14 protein-coding genes are annotated in these 15966 nt (G+C 67.9%); 4 read left to right on the forward strand and 10 right to left on the reverse strand.

Features of this window, described 5'->3' with window-relative positions; translation table 11 throughout:
- Position 1 precedes the first annotated feature (1 nt).
- Genes EAT49_RS12725 through EAT49_RS12735 form a run of 3 tightly spaced genes read right to left on the reverse strand, consistent with a single transcriptional unit; the run spans position 2 to position 3170 of the window.
- Positions 2–880 (reverse strand): carbohydrate ABC transporter permease, encoded by an 879-nt coding sequence (locus tag EAT49_RS12725; RefSeq protein WP_123642714.1) that lies wholly within the window; start codon positions 878–880, stop codon positions 2–4.
- A complete protein-coding gene (locus tag EAT49_RS12730; protein ID WP_123642715.1) occupies positions 880–1836 on the reverse strand; it encodes a carbohydrate ABC transporter permease in 957 nt (318 codons plus the stop codon). Before EAT49_RS12730 ends, EAT49_RS12725 begins: the two co-directional genes overlap by 1 nt.
- An 8-nt stretch (positions 1837–1844) precedes the next feature.
- Positions 1845–3170 carry an ABC transporter substrate-binding protein gene (locus EAT49_RS12735; protein WP_185020746.1) on the reverse strand — a complete coding sequence of 442 codons (1326 nt, stop codon included), beginning with the start codon at positions 3168–3170 and terminating at the stop codon, positions 1845–1847.
- A gap of 557 nt (positions 3171–3727) precedes the next feature.
- On the opposite strand from EAT49_RS12735, the gene EAT49_RS12740 reads away from it, so the two are divergent.
- The gene (locus EAT49_RS12740; RefSeq protein WP_123642717.1) at positions 3728–4564 is read left to right on the forward strand and encodes an AraC family transcriptional regulator; all 837 of its coding nucleotides are present in this window, start codon (positions 3728–3730) and stop codon (positions 4562–4564) included.
- Between the two features lie 203 nt (positions 4565–4767).
- Here the strand turns inward: EAT49_RS12740 and EAT49_RS12745 are convergent, their stop codons facing one another.
- Together EAT49_RS12745 and EAT49_RS12750 are read right to left on the reverse strand one after the other, a co-directional pair.
- Complete coding sequence (locus EAT49_RS12745; protein WP_123642718.1) at positions 4768–5967, reverse strand: YbfB/YjiJ family MFS transporter; 1200 nt, start codon at positions 5965–5967, stop codon at positions 4768–4770.
- Positions 5964–6491, reverse strand: a complete 528-nt coding sequence (locus EAT49_RS12750; RefSeq protein WP_185020747.1) for a TetR/AcrR family transcriptional regulator — start codon at positions 6489–6491, stop codon at positions 5964–5966. Before EAT49_RS12750 ends, EAT49_RS12745 begins: the two co-directional genes overlap by 4 nt.
- 144 nt (positions 6492–6635) lie before the next feature.
- Here EAT49_RS12750 and EAT49_RS12755 point away from each other — a divergent pair, with 144 nt between their 5' ends.
- Together EAT49_RS12755 and EAT49_RS12760 are read left to right on the forward strand one after the other, a co-directional pair.
- On the forward strand, positions 6636–7472 hold the full coding sequence (locus EAT49_RS12755; RefSeq protein ID WP_123642720.1) for an alpha/beta fold hydrolase: 837 nt from the start codon (positions 6636–6638) through the stop codon (positions 7470–7472).
- 94 nt (positions 7473–7566) lie between these two features.
- On the forward strand, positions 7567–7977 hold the full coding sequence (locus EAT49_RS12760) for a hypothetical protein (protein WP_123642721.1): 411 nt from the start codon (positions 7567–7569) through the stop codon (positions 7975–7977).
- A 166-nt stretch (positions 7978–8143) separates the two neighbouring features.
- Here EAT49_RS12760 and xylA read toward each other — a convergent pair whose 3' ends face one another.
- From xylA to xylF, 5 genes are all read right to left on the reverse strand, one after another.
- Positions 8144–9448 (reverse strand): xylose isomerase, encoded by a 1305-nt coding sequence (gene xylA, locus EAT49_RS12765; protein ID WP_123642722.1) that lies wholly within the window; start codon positions 9446–9448, stop codon positions 8144–8146.
- A 116-nt stretch (positions 9449–9564) separates the two neighbouring features.
- Positions 9565–10998, reverse strand: a complete 1434-nt coding sequence (xylB, locus tag EAT49_RS12770) for a xylulokinase (protein ID WP_123642723.1) — start codon at positions 10996–10998, stop codon at positions 9565–9567.
- A gap of 175 nt (positions 10999–11173) precedes the next feature.
- Positions 11174–11938, reverse strand: a complete 765-nt coding sequence (locus tag EAT49_RS12775) for an ATP-binding cassette domain-containing protein (protein WP_123642724.1) — start codon at positions 11936–11938, stop codon at positions 11174–11176.
- 2 nt (positions 11939–11940) lie between these two features.
- Entirely contained in the window at positions 11941–13230 is a 1290-nt protein-coding gene (locus EAT49_RS12780) for a sugar ABC transporter permease (protein ID WP_123642725.1), read from the reverse strand.
- A 193-nt stretch (positions 13231–13423) separates the two neighbouring features.
- The gene (xylF, locus tag EAT49_RS12785) at positions 13424–14449 is read right to left on the reverse strand and encodes a D-xylose ABC transporter substrate-binding protein (RefSeq protein ID WP_123642726.1); all 1026 of its coding nucleotides are present in this window, start codon (positions 14447–14449) and stop codon (positions 13424–13426) included.
- Positions 14450–14670: 221 nt separating this feature from the next.
- Between xylF and EAT49_RS12790 the strand changes: the two genes are divergently transcribed.
- The gene (locus EAT49_RS12790) at positions 14671–15951 is read left to right on the forward strand and encodes an ROK family transcriptional regulator (protein ID WP_123642727.1); all 1281 of its coding nucleotides are present in this window, start codon (positions 14671–14673) and stop codon (positions 15949–15951) included.
- Positions 15952–15966: the final 15 nt, after the last annotated feature.

Here is a 15966-nt window from a genome sequence, read left to right on the forward strand (position 1 = left end):
GTCACTTGACGCTCCCAGTCGCAAGACCGCCTTGCCAGAACCTCTGAAGCAGCAGGAACATGGCGATCACGGGCAGAACGCCCACGAGCGCGCCGGCGATGACGATGGAGAACAGCGCCTGCCCGCCGCTTCCCGCGCTGGCGAGAGCGTTCCACTGGGCGAGGCCCACCGTCATCGGCATCAGTTCGGGGCTCGACAGCATCACGAGGGGCAGGAAGTAGTTGTTCCAGGTCGTCGTGAAGGCCAGGAGAAGCACGGTGACGATCCCCGGCATCGCCAGGCGCACGACAATCGAGGCAAAGATGCCGGCCTCGCTCGCACCGTCGATCCGCGCCGCGTCCAGCAGTTCGTCCGGCACGGCCTGGTCGATATAGACCTTCATCAGGTAGACCCCGAGGGGAAACACGACAGAGGGCAGGATCACCGCGCCCCAGGTGTCGGTGATCCCGAGGTTCGCGAAGAGCAGGAACAGCGGGATCACCAGCGCGGTATTCGGGACCATCACCGCCCCGAGGATCGCCGCATACATCACCCGGCGCCCCGGAAAGCGGAACTTCGACAGCGCGTAACCCGCGGCGGTGCAGATGGCGGCCGCTCCGAAACCGGACGCCAGGGCATAGACCACCGAGTTCCGCATCCAGAGCAGAAAGACTCCGTCGTCATGGCCGAAGAGCGCACGGAGGTTCGCGCCGAGATTCAGATCCTCCGCGAACCAGAGCCCAAAGCTGGAGAAGAGCTGGGTGTTGGTCTTGGTCGCGGAGACGGCGAGATAGTAGAGCGGCAGCAGGGAATAGAGCAGGAACAGCGTGAGCAGCGCATAGGCCGCAATGCGCTCGCGCCGGTAGCCGTTGGCCACCGCCCGGGGGGCGAGCCCGGCCATCAGAAACTCGCCCCGAAGCGGGAGGTGAGCCGGATGAAGACATAGGAGACCACGGCGAGGATCGCCGCGAGCACGAAGGACACCGCCGCCGCGAGATTGTACTGTATGCTCGTGAAGGCGAGCGAGTAGGCGTAGACATTGGGCGTGTAGTCGGTGCGGATCACCTGCGGCGCAAGGGATTGCAGGATCTGCGGCTCGTTGAAGAGCTGGAACGTCCCGATGATCGAGAAGATCGCGCAGAGCATCAGTGCCGGCACGATGAGCGGCAGCTTGATGTGGAGGGCAAAGGCCACCGGCCCCGCGCCGTCCAGAGAGGCGGCCTCTTCGAGGTCCCTGGGCACGGCCTGGAGCGCCGCGAACAGGATGATCATGTTGTAGCCGGTATATTCCCATGTCACGATATTGCCGATCGACCAGAGCATCCCGCGCTCCGTCAGGAAGGCGGGCCGGCTCCACCCCATCGCGTCCGCGAGCTGCGTGAAGGGTCCGTAGCTCGGTCCGTACAGGTAGCCCCAGATCAGCGCAGCGATCACCGTGGGCACCGCGTAGGGCATGTAGAACACCGCCCGGAACAGTCCCCGCGCACGGACGAGGGAACTGTCGAGGATCAGTGCGAGAACCAGGGCGAGCGACAGCATGACCGGGATCTGCACCATCCCGAACCAGAGCACGTTCTGGATGCCGCGCCAGAACTTCGGGTCGGCTATGACGAAGGCATAGTTGGCCAGCCCGACGAAGATCGTGCCTCCCACCATGCGTTCCTGGAAGAGCGACAGCCAGGCCGCGTAGCCCATCGGGAAGATGACCATCGCGAGGAAGGCAAGGACGAAGGGCAGGCAGAAGAGGTAGGGCGCCAGCGGCACGCGCGCGAGCCGCCGGCGCCGCGTCGCGCGGGCCGGCGCGACGCGCGCGGAGGCCGTGAGCGTCGCGCCATCTGTCCTCGGGCCCGGTGCCATTCGAGTCCCTATTCGACGACCGTGAAGCCCTGGGCGCGGGCATAGGTCACCAGCTCCTCCTGGACCCGGTCGAGGGCTTCGGACAGGTCGCCGCCGTTCGCCGCCGCCGCACTCAGCTCAGAGGAAAGCACCTGGTAGACATGATCGTTGAAGGGGCTCCACTCGAAGCTCGTGTCGATCAGTTCGGACGCCGAGGCGAACACCTGGTTGTAGGAAACGCCGCCATAGAACTCCATCGTCGCGTCCAGGAAGCTGTCGCTGGCCAGCCTCTCCTTCAGCACCGGGAAGAGGCCCTGCCGCTCGATGAACATCTGCGCCGCGTCGGTGTCCGCCCCGAGAAACAGCGCGAGCCGGGCAGCCGCCTCGGGGTGCTCTGTCGATCCCATGACCGCGATCGTGGAGCCGCCCCAGTTCGACGCGGCGGGGGCCGCGGCATCCCATTGCGGCAGCGGCATCGCCCGCCAGCTTCCCATGCTGTCGGAGGTGAACTGCGACAGCAGCGAGGGTCCCCAGGCCGCGGTGATCCACGAGGCGATGCGCCCGCGGTCGAGAGAACTGTACCAGTCGGTGTTGAAGATCGCGCTGGTATCCACGAGATCGTCGGCGATCAGTCCGGTCCAGTAGTCTGCGACCTGCCGGGCCTCGGGCGAATTCATGGTGATCCGGATCGTGGTCTCGTCGATCATCTCGAACGGACGGGCGCCGGCCTGCCAGAAGAGGGCAATGGTCCACGCCCCGGCGCTGAAGGCGGCCGTCGTGATGTAGGCGTCCGGCCGCTCGGCGCGGAGCGTCTCCGCCGCGGCGCGGAACTCGTCCCAGGTCGCGGGCTCGGCGATCCCGACCTCGTCGAAGATGTCGCCCCGGTAGATGATGCCCATCGGGCCGCTGTCCCACGGGATCCCGTAGACCGCCCCGCCGGCGGACACCTGCGCCCAGGCCCATTCGACGAAATCGTCGGCAACCTCGTTTGCGCCCAGCAGGCCGATGTCCAGCAGCGCACCGGTGATCTGGAAGGTCGGCTGCGTATCGAGGGCGATCTGTACGACGTCGGGCGCGCCTCGGCCCGCGCGGATCGCGTTGCGGAGCTCCATGTACTGCGCCGCCCCCTGCCCCGCGTTCACGAGATTCACGTCGATGTCCGGATTGCGCTCCTCGAAGAGGTCGATCTGCTCCTGCAGGTTCGGCACCCAGGACCACATGGTGATCTCCACGGGTGCCGACTGGGCCAGGCCCGAGGTCGTGAGCGCGACGGCCATCGCCGTGCCCCCCGCCAGTGCCAGGGCCGCGCGGCGCGATCCGCCCCGGTCATCGGCCAAACGAGTCATTGCCGGCATGTCGTGTTCCTCCCCTCGACACGGCCGCGCAGGTGCGCGCTCCATCCTGACAGCCAGAATGCCGGGGCGAGGCTCAGAGCTGTCAACGACGCCCCGGCCAGACCGGCGAAGAATGGATGACTACCGGTCGATATCGAAGGACAACGGGATCGGATCACCCGTCAGGATCGCACGCCACGCCGCAAATGCCGCGAATCGCAGCACGATCTCACAGCATCCGACCGCGGTACCTCGAAGCGCGGCCGTGGCCCGTCGAGGCGCCCGGGGATGAGGACAACTGCCCTGGACCCGACTGCTCCTGCTGCGACGCAGCGTATCGCGACAATGGAGGACACCCCTCCGCGCGCGGTTCGGCGTGCGGAGCGGGCGTCGCGGCGGTGTCTGCCGACACCGGAAAGCGGACAATATCGAAGGCCCTGCCTCCATTCGCTGATGGACAGCCCGGACAGGGGGGCCCTACAATCCCGCAGCATCTTCAGAACGACCCGCAGGATCGGGAATGACGCGCCGAAGAGGTTTCAGACCGGGGAACGCAGCAAGGCAGGGATATCTTCCGCGTGCTTGAGAGGCCCTCGAAAGCGCCCCTGTCGTCACCGATCATCGCCGGGCAGCTTCCGAACGACCGCATGACCAACCGGGCGGTTCGACCCAACGGGACCGAGGACTGGCTTCTCGTCTTCACCCTCCACGGTCACGGCCGCGTCCGTCTTCCGGATCGGACGGTCCGGACCCTCGACAAGGGCGACCTTCTGCTGTTTTCGCCGCGCACACCCCAGGACTACGGTTACGCCCGGCATGCCTCAGACTGGTGGAACATCTGGGTCCATTTTCGACCCCGGCCGCATTGGATCGGGTGGATGTCCTGGCCGCTGCTGTCGCCCGGGATCGGCATCCTGCAGGCCTCCGACACCCATGCCGAGATCGAGGCGGAACTGCGGCGAATGATCGAGGTCGCCAACGGTCCCGGGCGATTGCGCCTCGACGCGGCCATGAATGCGCTTGAACGGGTCCTGATCCTTGCCGATCCGCTCAATCCACGGTTCGGCCAGACCTCGACGGACGAGCGCATCCACAAGGCTCTCGTCATCGTCGGCGAGCGTGTGTCCGAACCGCTCGACGTGGAAAGCCTCGGAAACGAGGTCGGCCTGTCCCGGTCGCACTTCACCCTGCTCTTCCGGCGCCAGATGCAGGTCACACCGCAAACCTATATCGAGAGCGTGAAACTCACCCGCGCTGCCCAGATGCTCCAGTCGTCGAACTGGACCGTCTCGCAGGTCGCCGCGGCGAATGGCTTCTCGAGCCCCTACTACTTCTCCACGAGGTTCAGGAAGTTCTTCGGAACCTCGCCCTCTGCCTATCGAACCGCCGGCCAGAAGGGCGCGGGCGATCCGTGACCGCGATCCACACTTCGGCGGCCAGACCATCCTGTCGGCTGGAATCGACGGGCGCGATCGGCAGAAGAGCACGGCTCATCGCAAAGGCATCCAGACCAGGACGATGGAGAGAACGAGCAGGACGGACATGACCGCGTAGGCTTCGAACTCCGCGTCTGTCGGGCCGGGGCGCAACATGAATGCGGCCTGAAACATGATGCGCCTCAAGCTCCTTCGACGATGGGCCGGGTCGCCAATGGACACTGCAGGGCGGCCAGTGCGGCTCCGGTAATCAGGACGAGACCTGCCGCTCCCATTCCGTGAGCGACCGACCCGGTCAGATCCGAGACAGATCCGGCAAGAACCGGCCCGAGGATCTGGCCGAGCGCGAAAACGGCCGTGAACATGCCGACGGCTCGCCCCCATGCCGACTGATCGAGGTTCTTGCGTGCGAAGCTGGTCACCGCCGTCGGCGCGATGAAGAACGAGAGCCCGAAGATCACGACGGACGCGACGAGGGCCGGAACCGAGCCGGGTAGACCGATCGGCAGCAGCGTGGCCGCCCCGGTCGCAAGGCAGGCCAGTGCGAGCGGTCCGCCACCCGCACTCCGGGCCACGACATCCCGCCAGGCGAACGGCGCCGCGATCACGCCGAGGCCGAGCAGCGTCCAGCACGCCGCGATCAACCCGGCCCTCGTTGCGCCTTCGTGCATCAAGGCCACGAGGAAGGTCAGGTAGACGATGTAGCCGACAGCAAACAGGAAATAGCCGAGCACTGCCGGGATCATCCTCATGACCGGCAGTCGCTGGGCGACCAGGAAGTGGACGCGGGCCGGCTCGGGGCATTCTCTCGCCGCCCGGAGCGCCGGCCAGACGGCAAGCGCGGACAGGCCTGCGAGGATCAGCCACGCCGTTGGCCAGGCACCGACGCCGTACCGGTCGAACAGGACAGGGAGTACCGCGCCACTCGCGATCATCCCAAGACCGCCGCCGCCGAAATAGAGACTGATCGCAAGGGCATTCCGGGTTGGTTCGCCGCGGAACAGCGTCGCGGCCATCGCGCCGCCGGATATGAAGATCCCGGCGCCTGCGATCCCCGCGGCGACCCGGAACACCGATTGCATCCAGAGATCCGCGAAGACCGCGGACCCGACCAGCGCGACCGGCGTCGCGGCAACGCCGATGGACAGAATGCGCCTGGGGCCGACGCGGTCGATCAAGGCAAGGGTCGACACGGCGCCCAGCAGATAGCCGACCGCATTCGCCGTGTTGAGCCAGCCTGCTTCCGTGAAGCTCCAGGAAAGGTCGGCCTGCATGGCGGGCAGGATCAGGCCATAGGAAAAGCGGGAAAGGCCGTTGCTGACCGCGGGGCCGAGCGACAGGCCTGCGACGACGAGCCAGGCTGTCGCATCCTTCGACATCATTTGCCTTGGCTCAGGAGATGCTCGGCTGCGCAACGCGCCGCCGAAACGGGCGCTGCGTCGCCTTCGATGAAGGCATCTGTCAGGGATCCGTCCCAGAGCGCGAGAAGCTGCCTCGCGGTCTTCTCCGGATCGGCTACCCCGGCCCGCTCAGCGAGGCGTGAGAACCGGCCGCGAAGCGCCGATTTGTGACGGCGCACGAGGTCGATCAGACGCGCGTCGTCCACCGCGGCGTGAGCCGCGAGGTCGATGAAGGCACACCCCCGGAACGACGCCCCGCCTGCCAGGTCGGCGGCAAGGTCGAAAATGGCGAGGATCGCCGCTTCGGGCCCGTCCGATGCTGCGATGGCAGCATCGACCGCGTCCTGGCGGCTCTTCGAAACGGCCCCATAGGCCGCGAGCGCCAGATCCTCCTTGGATTTGAAGTTGTTGTAGAGGGACATCCGCGCAACGTCCGCCTCTCGGATGATCTCGTTGATGCCGACACGGTTCAGGCCGCGTTCCTGAAACAGGCGCGCTGCGGTCACGGTCAGTCGTTCGGTCGCTGATTCTCGCATGATGCTGATTAGACCGACTTGTCTATCTAGCGCAAGCCGGCTATACGTCGGCTGCTGCGGGCCGAGGCGGGCTCCGCGACGGCTGCGAGCAAACGGCAGAAACGGAGTCAGAGGATGCAGGACAGGCGCCGCGAACCGACCGGGCACTGGAACCTCGATGCCGCCGCTTCCACATCGGCCGGGAAAGTCGCCTGCGGCGTCGCGGGAGACGGACCGCCGCTTGTCCTCGCCCACGGCTGGCCATGGTCTTCCTTCTCATGGCATCGGATCATTCCCGCGCTCTCGACGCAATTCCGGGTCCACTGGTATGACATGCCGGGGTTCGGACGCTCGGAGCTTTCTCCCCGTCGTCCGCCATCGCTTGTGGTTCAGGGCGAAGTGTTCGCCGAGATGCTGGAGCACTGGCGACTGGACGCTCCGACGGTAGTCGCCCATGACTTCGGCGGCACGGTGACGCTTCGGGCACATCTCCTGCATGGCAGGGACTTCGCCAGCCTCGTCCTGATGAATGTCGTGGCAATGAGACCCTGGGGGTCCGCGTTCTTCGAGCATGTGAAGTCCCATCTCCCGGCGTTCACGGGGCTTCCTCCGCACATCCATGCCGCGATCGTCCGCGCATACATCGACAGCGCGCTGGTGCATGCCCTCCCGGCCGATGGGCTCGAGGCGCCATGGCTTGCACCCGCAGGACGAGCGGCGTTCTGGCGTCAGTTCGAGCTCGCGGACGAGGTGTTCACGGCGGAGATGGAGCCGCAATATGGCGCGCTCCGGTGTCCTGCCGCGATCCTGTGGGGAGCCGATGACCCGTGGATCCCGATGTCCCGCGGGATGGCGCTCGCCGAGCGGGTCGGTGTGGCTCTGACTCCCCTGCGGGGCCTCGGTCACCTCCCTCAGCTGGAGGCACCGGATGCCGTGCTGCAGGAGCTATCCGCGCACCTTTCCCGACAATGAAGCGCCGGTCCCAACGAAGGTGAGCGTCGATCGGAACTGACGTGCCGGCGTGTCCGGGGATCCCCTGATATCCTCGACTTGCGGAGTTCGGAAAATGACACAGACGACGCGACCCGGACCAGAACGGGACGATCATGACCTTCAGCATCTCGTCTCGGATCTCTTCGGCGTGTCATCGGACATAAGGTACGTTTCGCTGCTCAGGGCTGGCCGACTGCACTCACGTCAGCGAGACGGCATTTCGGAGTCCTCGTCGGTCGAGAGCGACAGGTATGAGGAACTGTTCGTGAACCCTGCCCTGCTCAACCTCGCGGCCAACAGGGGAAACCTCGATTGCGGGGGGCTTGCCTGGCTCGTCGTGCGCTACGGACATTTCCAGCAGTTCATTCTTCCGATCAGGGACGGTCATCTCTCCGTCTGCCTCGAACTCCGTGCCCGCCCGGAAGAGCACGCGGAACCGATCAGACAGCTATTGGCCGCCCACCTTCTCGAGGCGCAGGCCTGATGGCCCCGTGCCGCGACCAGCATCCACAGCAGGCGGCGATATCGGTGGTGTCCGAAACGCGCGCCCGTCCACGTCCTCGGCCAGGGCAGTCGCGCGCGCTGTGCAAGTTGACAGGGCTCTCGCCGCAGGCGGTCCGGCGCGGCAATCCGCGCCGGCTCCCGGAAGCTCAGAGATAGCGGTTGACGAGGTTCTCCAGCCGCTCCTGCCGGCCCGAGCGCGGCTCGGGCTCCACGCCGCCGGCCTCGACCCGGGCCGCGGCTCCCGCAAGATCGCCGTCAAGCATGGCCTTGGCCTCCGCGCTTTCCCAGCCGGCGTAGCGCTCGGCGCGCGCAGCCTCGAGCCTGCCGTCCTCGAGCATCCGGGCCGCGGCCTTCAGCCCCGCGGCGCAGGTGTCCATGCCGCCCACATGGGCCGCGATCAGGTCCACGGGATCGAGCGACTGGCGCCGGAGCTTCGCGTCGAAATTCGTGCCGCCGGTGGTGAAGCCGCCCGCGCGCAGGATCTCGTAATAGGCCAGCGTCACCTCCGGGACGTTGTTGGGAAACTGGTCCGTATCCCAGCCGGACTGGTAGTCGTTGCGGTTCATGTCGATGGAGCCGAGGATGCCCAGCTCCCGCGCCAGCGCCAGCTCATGCTCGAACGAGTGGCCCGCGAGGATCGCGTGGCCTTGCTCGATGTTGACCTTCACGCGGGTTTCCAGCCCGAAGTCCTTGAGGAAGCCGTAGACCGTGGCGACATCGTAGTCGTACTGGTGCTTGGTCGGTTCCTGCGGCTTCGGCTCGATCAGGATGGTGCCGTCGAAGCCGATCCTGTCGGCATGGTCGCAGACCATCTGCAGGAAACGGCCCGCCTGCCGACGTTCGCGGCCCATGTCGGTGTTCAGGAGCGTCTCGTAGCCCTCACGCCCGCCCCAGAGGACGTAGTTCTGTCCACCCAGCCGGTGCGTAGCCTCCATGCAGGCCTTCACCGTGGCCGCGGCATAGGCAAAGATGTCCGGGTCGGGGTTCGTCGCGGCGCCCGACATCCAGCGGCGGTGCGAGAAGAGGTTCGCCGTGCCCCAGAGGAGCTTGACACCGGTCTCCTCCATCTTCGGGCCGAAATAGTCGACAATCTCGAAGAGGTTGTCCCGGCTCTCGGCAAAGGTCGCCCCCTCGGGGCGCACGTCGGCGTCGTGAAAACAGAAGAAGGGCACGCCGAGGATGCGGAACATCTCGAAGGCCGCGTCGGCCTTGATCTTCGCGCGGCCCATGTCGTCCTGGGGGTGCCAGGGCCGGAGGAAGGTCTGCCCGCCGAAGGGATCGCCCCCCTCCCAGGCGAAGGAGTGCCAGTAGGCCGCGGCGAAGCGCAGGTGGTCCTTGAGCGGTTTGCCCAGCACGACCTCCTCGGGGTCGTAGTGGCGGAAGGCAAGGTCGCCGTCGGCCTCGGGACCGCCGTAACGGACGGGGTCGATGCCTGCGAAGAAGTCGGTCATGGGTCTGTGTCCTTTCCGGTCAGGGGCGGCACGGGCCCCGGGCGCGGCCGGGGGGCCAGCCCCCCGGTCCCCCCGGGATATCTCCGGCCAGATACGTGAGAGGCGAAGCGCGCCATTCAGAGGTCCTTCAGGGCCGCATAGGCGGCGCGGTAGCGGGCGAGCCCTTCGGCGAAGGCATCAGCAAGGGCGGGGTCGGGATCGTGGCTGCGGGCCACGGGCGGTCGGGTCGCGATCTCCGCGCCGTCGCCGGTGGCGGCCATGCGGCCGAGGCGGGCGGCGCCGAGCGCCGCGCCGAATTCCCCCGCCTCCGGCAGATCGAGCGGGAAGCCCAGCACGCTGGCGAGAAGATCGAGCCAGTAGGCCGACCGGGAGCCGCCCCCCAGCGCCAGCGCCCGGTCGATGCGCGTGCCCGTGGCGGCGAGCGCGTCGCGGCTGTCGGCGAAGGCATAGGCCACGCCTTCGAGCACGGCGCGGGCGGCCTCGGTGGCGTCGGTGGCATGGTCCAGATGCAGGAACTGGCCGCGGACGTGGGCGTCGTTGTGTGGCGTCCGCTCGCCACCGAGATAGGGCAGGAACAGCGTCCGGCCGGGGGCGCGGAGCGGGCCGAGACCGGCCGTCAGGTCGGACGAGGATCGCCCCGTGAGACGCGAGAGCCAGGCCAGCGCGTCGGCCGCGGCGAGGATCACCCCCATCTGGTGCCAGGTCCCGGGCACGGCGTGGCAGAAGCTGTGAACCGCTGTCGCGGGATCGGGCCGGTATCCCCCGTTGGCGGCGAAAAGCACGCCCGAGGTGCCCAGGGACAGAAAGGCCTCGCCGTCCCGCACGACGCCCGCGCCGATGGCTGCCGCCGCGTTGTCCCCTGCCCCCCCAGCCACCACGAGGTCCGGCAGGTCGAGCTCGATGCCGAGCTTGTCGCGGAGGTCGCCTGACGGCGCGCTGCCCTCGACCAGCGCGGGCATGTGGTCGCGGGTGAGCCCGCAGGCCGACAGCAGATCGTTCGACCAGTCCCGCGCGCCGGTGTCGAGCCAGGCGGTGCCTGCCGCGTCCGACATCTCGGAGACATGGGCGCCGGTCAGCGCATAGCGCAGGTAGTCCTTGGGAAGGAGCACCTTGGCGATCCGGGCGAAGACCTCCGGCTCGTGGCGGCGGACCCATTCGACCTTGGGCGCGGTGAACCCCGGGAAGACGATGTTGCCCGTCACCTTGCGGAACCGGGGATCGGCGTCCATCTCGGCCGCTTCCGCCGCCGCGCGGGTGTCATTCCAGAGCATGCAGGGCCTGAGCACGTCTCCCTCGGCGTCGATCAGCGTCGCGCCATGCATGTGGCCCGAAAGTCCGACACCTCTCAGACCCCGGCAGTCGTGCTGCTCCCGGATCGCCCGCAGCGCGACGCGGGCCGCCGAGACCCAGGCAGCGGGGTCCTGCTCCACCCAGCCATCATGGGGCCGCGACACCTCCAGCGGCACCGAATGCTCGGCGAGGATGCGCTCGTCGTCATCGACGAGGATCGCCTTCAGCGCCGAAGTTCCCAGATCGAGACCGATGTACATCGCAGGCTCCCCCAAATCGTCCTGTGGATCACGTCAGATGAGCCCGACGGCGCTCCGGATCACGGCCCGGCGCGACGGTCGACCTCGCCGGGTCGCCCAAGTTTCGGCCGGCAAGGACCAGCACGGCCACGACGCTCCCGGCCGGCACGGTTGACGCGCACGGACCCATTCCCCGTCATGCCGCGAGATGTTCGGGCGTCTTGCCGAGGATGATCATGCCAAGCAGATCGTCCTCGCTGACCTCGTCCACGTTCACCACGCCCACAAGCTGCCCGTTCTTCATCACCGCCGCCCGATCGCAAAGCTGTTTGACCTGGTGGATGTCGTGGTCGATGAGAAAGATGCCGAGGTTCTGGCGCTTCAGCTCGTCGATCAGCTCGGCCACCATCTGCGTCTCCTGCGGGCCGAGCGCCGCGGTCGGCTCGTCCATGATCAGGATCTGGGCATTGAAATAGACCGCCCGCGCGATCGCCACGGATTGCCGCTGCCCGCCCGACAGGGCCGAGACCGGGGCGTTGAACTTCTTGAAGTTGGGGTTGAGGCGGCCCATGATCCGGCGCGTTTCCGCCTCCATCGCCGCGTCGTCCACCATGCCCAGCGCGTTCACCAGCTCGCGGCCCAGGAAGAGGTTCGCCGCGGCGTCGAGATTGTCCGCCAGAGCCAGCGTCTGGTAGATCGTCTCGATATGGTGGCTGCGCGCGTCGCGCGGATTGTTGATCGTGACCGGCTGGCCCTTGATGCGGATCTCGCCCTTGTCCATGCGGTAGGCGCCCGAGAGGCACTTGATCAGCGTGGACTTGCCCGCGCCGTTGTGCCCGAGAAGGCCCACGACCTCGCCGGGGTAGAGATCGACGCTGACGTCGTCGACCGCCTGGATACCGCCGAAGGCGATGGAAATGTTGTTGAGCTCCACAAGGGGCGTGCCGCGTGCGTCCGCCATGGTCAGTCTCCCGTCCGGCGCCGGTAGAGGATGTCGACGAAGACCGCGACCACAAGGACCGCGCCCACGACGATGTTCTGATAGGGCGCGTCCACGCCCACCATCGCCATCCCCGATTGCAGCGACTGCATGATGAGCGCGCCGAGGATGGCACCGTAGATCGTGCCCACCCCGCCCGAGAGCGCGGTGCCGCCGATGACCGCAGCGGCGATCACCCGCAGCTCGTCCAGCGTGCCGATGTCGTTGGAATGGAATGACAGGCGCGCGGAGGCCACGACCGCGGAGAGCGCGCAGAGAAAGCCCATGACGGCGAAAACCTTCACGGTCAGCAGCCGGGTGTTGATGCCCGACAGCTCCGCCGCGTCCGGGTTGCCGCCGGTGGCGAAGATGTAGCGGCCGAGGCGGGTGCGCTGGGCCACGACAGTCATGACGACAGCCACCGCGATCAAGAGCAGCACCGAGATCGGCAGGCCGTAGGCGGCGGTGAAGCCCTCGGGCAGCACCTCTCCGCGGGCCTCGAACTCCCGCTCGAGCACGCGCCCGGGGATCTCGTAGGAATTCAGGATCCAGATGAAGCCCATGATGCCGCCGGCGATGATCGCTGCCACCACGGCCTCGGCCCAAAGCGGCTTCACGGGAAAATCGTGGCTGATCTTGGTGCGCCGCGACCGCCAGAGGCCCCAGAGCGCCGCGAGGGTGGCGAGCCCGCCCACGATCCAGGACCACTGTTCGCCCAACGTGCCCGAGATGCCGCCGAAGGCCTGGAAGGTCTCGTCGAGGGGCCCGATGGTCTGCCCGTTGGTCAGGAACCAAGCCACGTTGCGCCACACAAGAAGCCCGCCCAGCGTCACGATGAAAGCCGGAATCGTCAGGTAGCCCACGAGCCAGCCGTGAAAGGCGCCGATGGCCACGCCCACGCAGAGCCCGCCCGCGATCGCGAGCCAGGGAAGCGCGGGATGGCCCAGCGGCAGGAGGCCGCCCACCAGCCAGTCGGTCTGCAGCATCGCCATGACCGCCGAACAGGTGGCGAGAAGCGAGCCCACGGAAAGGTCGATGTGGCGGGTCACGATGATGAACACCATGCCGGTGGCCATGATCGCCACCGAAACCGTCTGGATCGTCAGGTTGAAAATGTTGCGCGGCGTCAGAAAACGCCCGTCCGTGAGCACGTTGAACACCAGCGCCACGATGATGAAGGCGCCGATCATGCCCAGGAGCCGGGTATCGATCTCCAGGCTCTGGATCAGGTTCCGCCGGGGCGCGGCGGCGGGCGCTTGGGTGGACTCGGCCATGGCGGGAGCATTCTCCGTGAAAGTGGCGGCGGAACGGTGCCGCCGGTCGGTGGATGACGCGGGCCGTCCCGTGTGAGAGCCGGAGCGTACGGTGCGTATGGGCCCTACCCTGCAAACCTGTGCAGGGCGGGTTCTCAACCCGCCGCTACGTCAACGTGGCGGGCCGGACTCGCGTCCGACCCGCCGCCGGTCGTCAGTTGCAGGGCGAGGGGCCGTTGGTGACGCCCTGGCAGAGCGCCTCCTGGGAAATCCAGCCCGCATCGACCACGACGTCGAGGTTGTCCGCGGTGATCGGCTGGGGGGCCAGGAACTGCGCCCAGAGCTCGACGCCATCGGGCGAGGTCCACTGCTCGGCGCCCTCGATCTCGCTCATCTCGGTGCCGCCGGCGAGCGCCACGGCGATCTCGCCCGCGCGCTGGCCGAGGTCCCGCGCGTCCTTCCAGACGCTGACGGTCTGGGTGCCCTGGGCCACCCGGTTCAGCGCCGCATGGTCGCCGTCCTGGCCCGAGACCGGGATGCCTTCCATACCCTGTGCCGTCAGCGCCGCCACGACGCCGCCCGCGGTGCCGTCGTTGGAGGCCACGACCGCATCGACGTTGTTGTCGTTCTGGGTCAGGATCTGCTCCATGTTGCGCTGGGCGTTGGCCGGCAGCCAGCCGTCGGTATAGGCCTCGCCGACGATGGTGATGGCGCCGCTGTCGATGGCATCCTGCAGGACCTCCTGCTGGCCGCCGCGCAGGAAGTCGGCGTTGGGATCGGTGGGCGAGCCCTTGATCATGACGTAGTTGCCCTCGGGCGCGGCCTCGAGCACGGCGCGGGCCTGCATCCGGCCGACCTCGACGTTGTCGAAGGTCAGGTAGAAGGCGCGCGGATCGGCGATCAGCCGGTCATAGCCCACGACCGGAATGCCCTCGTTCGCCGCCGCCTCGACCGCCGGGCCGATGGCCTGGGCATCCTGGGCGAGGATGATGAGCGCGTCGACGCCCTGGGCGATGAGGCTTTCCACGTCGGAAATCTGCTTCGAGGACGAGGATTGCGCGTCCGCGGAGATGTACTGGGCGCCGGCGGCCTCGAGCGCGGCCTGGATCGCGGCCTCGTCGGTCTTCCAGCGCTCTTCCTGGAAGTTGGACCAGCTCACGCCGACGGTCAGGTCCTGGGCCAGCGCGGCCGAGCTGAAGCCGACCGTGGCGACCACGGCGGCGAGAAGTGCCTTGTGCATTGCATACCTCCCTTGCAACGAACCCGCCGCACCGATGTCCGGTCCGGGGGAAGACGAGTCAGGCGACCCGGTGCGCGACAGGATGCGCGGATAAATTCAGAAGTCAAAATAAATTTGACATGAGGCGGCCCTGAACGGCAGGATCGCCTTCGTTCAGCCCCGATCTGCTGCGCTGCACTGCAGAAAATGTTTCGCGACTGAACTTAATGTGACGGAATCTGATGGCCGAAGGACCTCCCGACCTGTCTGTCGCCCCCGCCTTCGAGCCCCTGTCGGGACCCGGGGCCGGACCGCTGCTGCCGCTGTCCGCGGCGGAGGACCGGTCCCTGCGCGCGCTGGCCTTCGAGCATGTCCGCGCCGCGGGCCAGGCCGCCCGCACCGATATCGCCCGGGCACTCGGGATCAGCGCGGGGTCGGTCACCGCGCTCACCGCGGCGCTGATCGAGGGCGGCTTCCTGCGCCAGGTCGAGGGGCGACCCCGCGAGCCTGCGCGCGACGGCGGGCGGGGACGGCCACCCGTCGCGCTCGAAGTGGTGCCCGAGGCCGCGCGGGTGATCGGGGTGAAGCTGGGCGACGACCGGATCTCCGCGGTCCTGGCGGATTTCGCAGGCCAGACCGTGGCCCGGCTCGACCGGCCCGTCGTATCGCGGCGGCTGAACCCGGACGAGATCGTCGGAGAGATCGCGGCGCTGGCCGAGGATCTCGCCCGGAGTGCCGGCCATGCCCCCGAGGCGGTGGCCGCGGTGGGTCTCGGGCTTTCGGGGATCATCGATCACGAGGCGGGTGTCGTGGCCTGGTCGCCGGTGCTGGCGGGGCGAGACCTGCCGCTTGCCGGGGCCGTTTCGGACCGGCTGGGATGCCCCGCCTTCATCGACAACGACGCCAACATGCTGACGCTTGCGGAACTCTGGTACGGCGCCGGACGCGAGAGCACGGATTTCGCCGTCGTGACCGTGGAACAGGGCGTCGGCATGGGGCTCGTTCTGGGCTCGAAGCTGTTTCGCGGCAGCCGCGGCATGGGGCTCGAACTGGGGCACACGAAGGTGCATCTCGACGGCGCGCTCTGCCGCTGCGGGCGGCGCGGCTGTCTCGAGGCCTATCTTGCCGACTACGCCCTCGCGCGGGAGGCGGCGACGGCGCTGGAGCGACTGCCGCAGGCCCAGGGCGGGGCGCACAGCCTGCTCGACCCGCTCTATGCCCGCGCCACTGCGGGCGACGCCGTGGCGGCGGCGATCTTCCGCCGCGCGGGTCGCTATCTGGCCCTCGGCCTCTCGAACGTCGCTCAGCTCATCGACCCGCCGTTGATCCTGCTGTCGGGGGCGCGGATGCGCTATCACTACCTTTACGCCGAGGAGATGCTGGCGGAGATGGAGCGCCTGTTGCTGCTGGAGGGCCGGTCGGCCCCGAGGGTGGAGGTGCGCCAGTGGGACGACGGGGTCTGGGCGCGCGGGGCGGCCGCGCTGGCGCTCTCGGCGGTGACGGCGCGGGTGCTCACGGGATGAGACTGCGCGGGCGCG

Source organism: Histidinibacterium lentulum, from assembly GCF_003789055.1.
Classification (GTDB): Bacteria; Pseudomonadota; Alphaproteobacteria; order Rhodobacterales; family Rhodobacteraceae; genus Oceanicola; species Oceanicola lentulus.

Coding starts and splice junctions, on each gene's coding strand:
- EAT49_RS12725 (WP_123642714.1), bottom strand. CDS start 880: ATGGCCGGGCTCGCCCCCCGGGCGGTGGCCAACGGCTACCGGCGCGAG.
- EAT49_RS12730 (WP_123642715.1), bottom strand. CDS start 1,836: ATGGCACCGGGCCCGAGGACAGATGGCGCGACGCTCACGGCCTCCGCG.
- EAT49_RS12735 (WP_185020746.1), bottom strand. CDS start 3,170: ATGCCGGCAATGACTCGTTTGGCCGATGACCGGGGCGGATCGCGCCGC.
- EAT49_RS12745 (WP_123642718.1), bottom strand. CDS start 5,967: ATGATGTCGAAGGATGCGACAGCCTGGCTCGTCGTCGCAGGCCTGTCG.
- EAT49_RS12755 (WP_123642720.1), top strand. CDS start 6,636: ATGCAGGACAGGCGCCGCGAACCGACCGGGCACTGGAACCTCGATGCC.
- EAT49_RS12760 (WP_123642721.1), top strand. CDS start 7,567: ATGACACAGACGACGCGACCCGGACCAGAACGGGACGATCATGACCTT.
- xylA (WP_123642722.1), bottom strand. CDS start 9,448: ATGACCGACTTCTTCGCAGGCATCGACCCCGTCCGTTACGGCGGTCCC.
- xylB (WP_123642723.1), bottom strand. CDS start 10,998: ATGTACATCGGTCTCGATCTGGGAACTTCGGCGCTGAAGGCGATCCTC.
- EAT49_RS12775 (WP_123642724.1), bottom strand. CDS start 11,938: ATGGCGGACGCACGCGGCACGCCCCTTGTGGAGCTCAACAACATTTCC.
- EAT49_RS12780 (WP_123642725.1), bottom strand. CDS start 13,230: ATGGCCGAGTCCACCCAAGCGCCCGCCGCCGCGCCCCGGCGGAACCTG.
- xylF (WP_123642726.1), bottom strand. CDS start 14,449: ATGCACAAGGCACTTCTCGCCGCCGTGGTCGCCACGGTCGGCTTCAGC.
- EAT49_RS12790 (WP_123642727.1), top strand. CDS start 14,671: ATGGCCGAAGGACCTCCCGACCTGTCTGTCGCCCCCGCCTTCGAGCCC.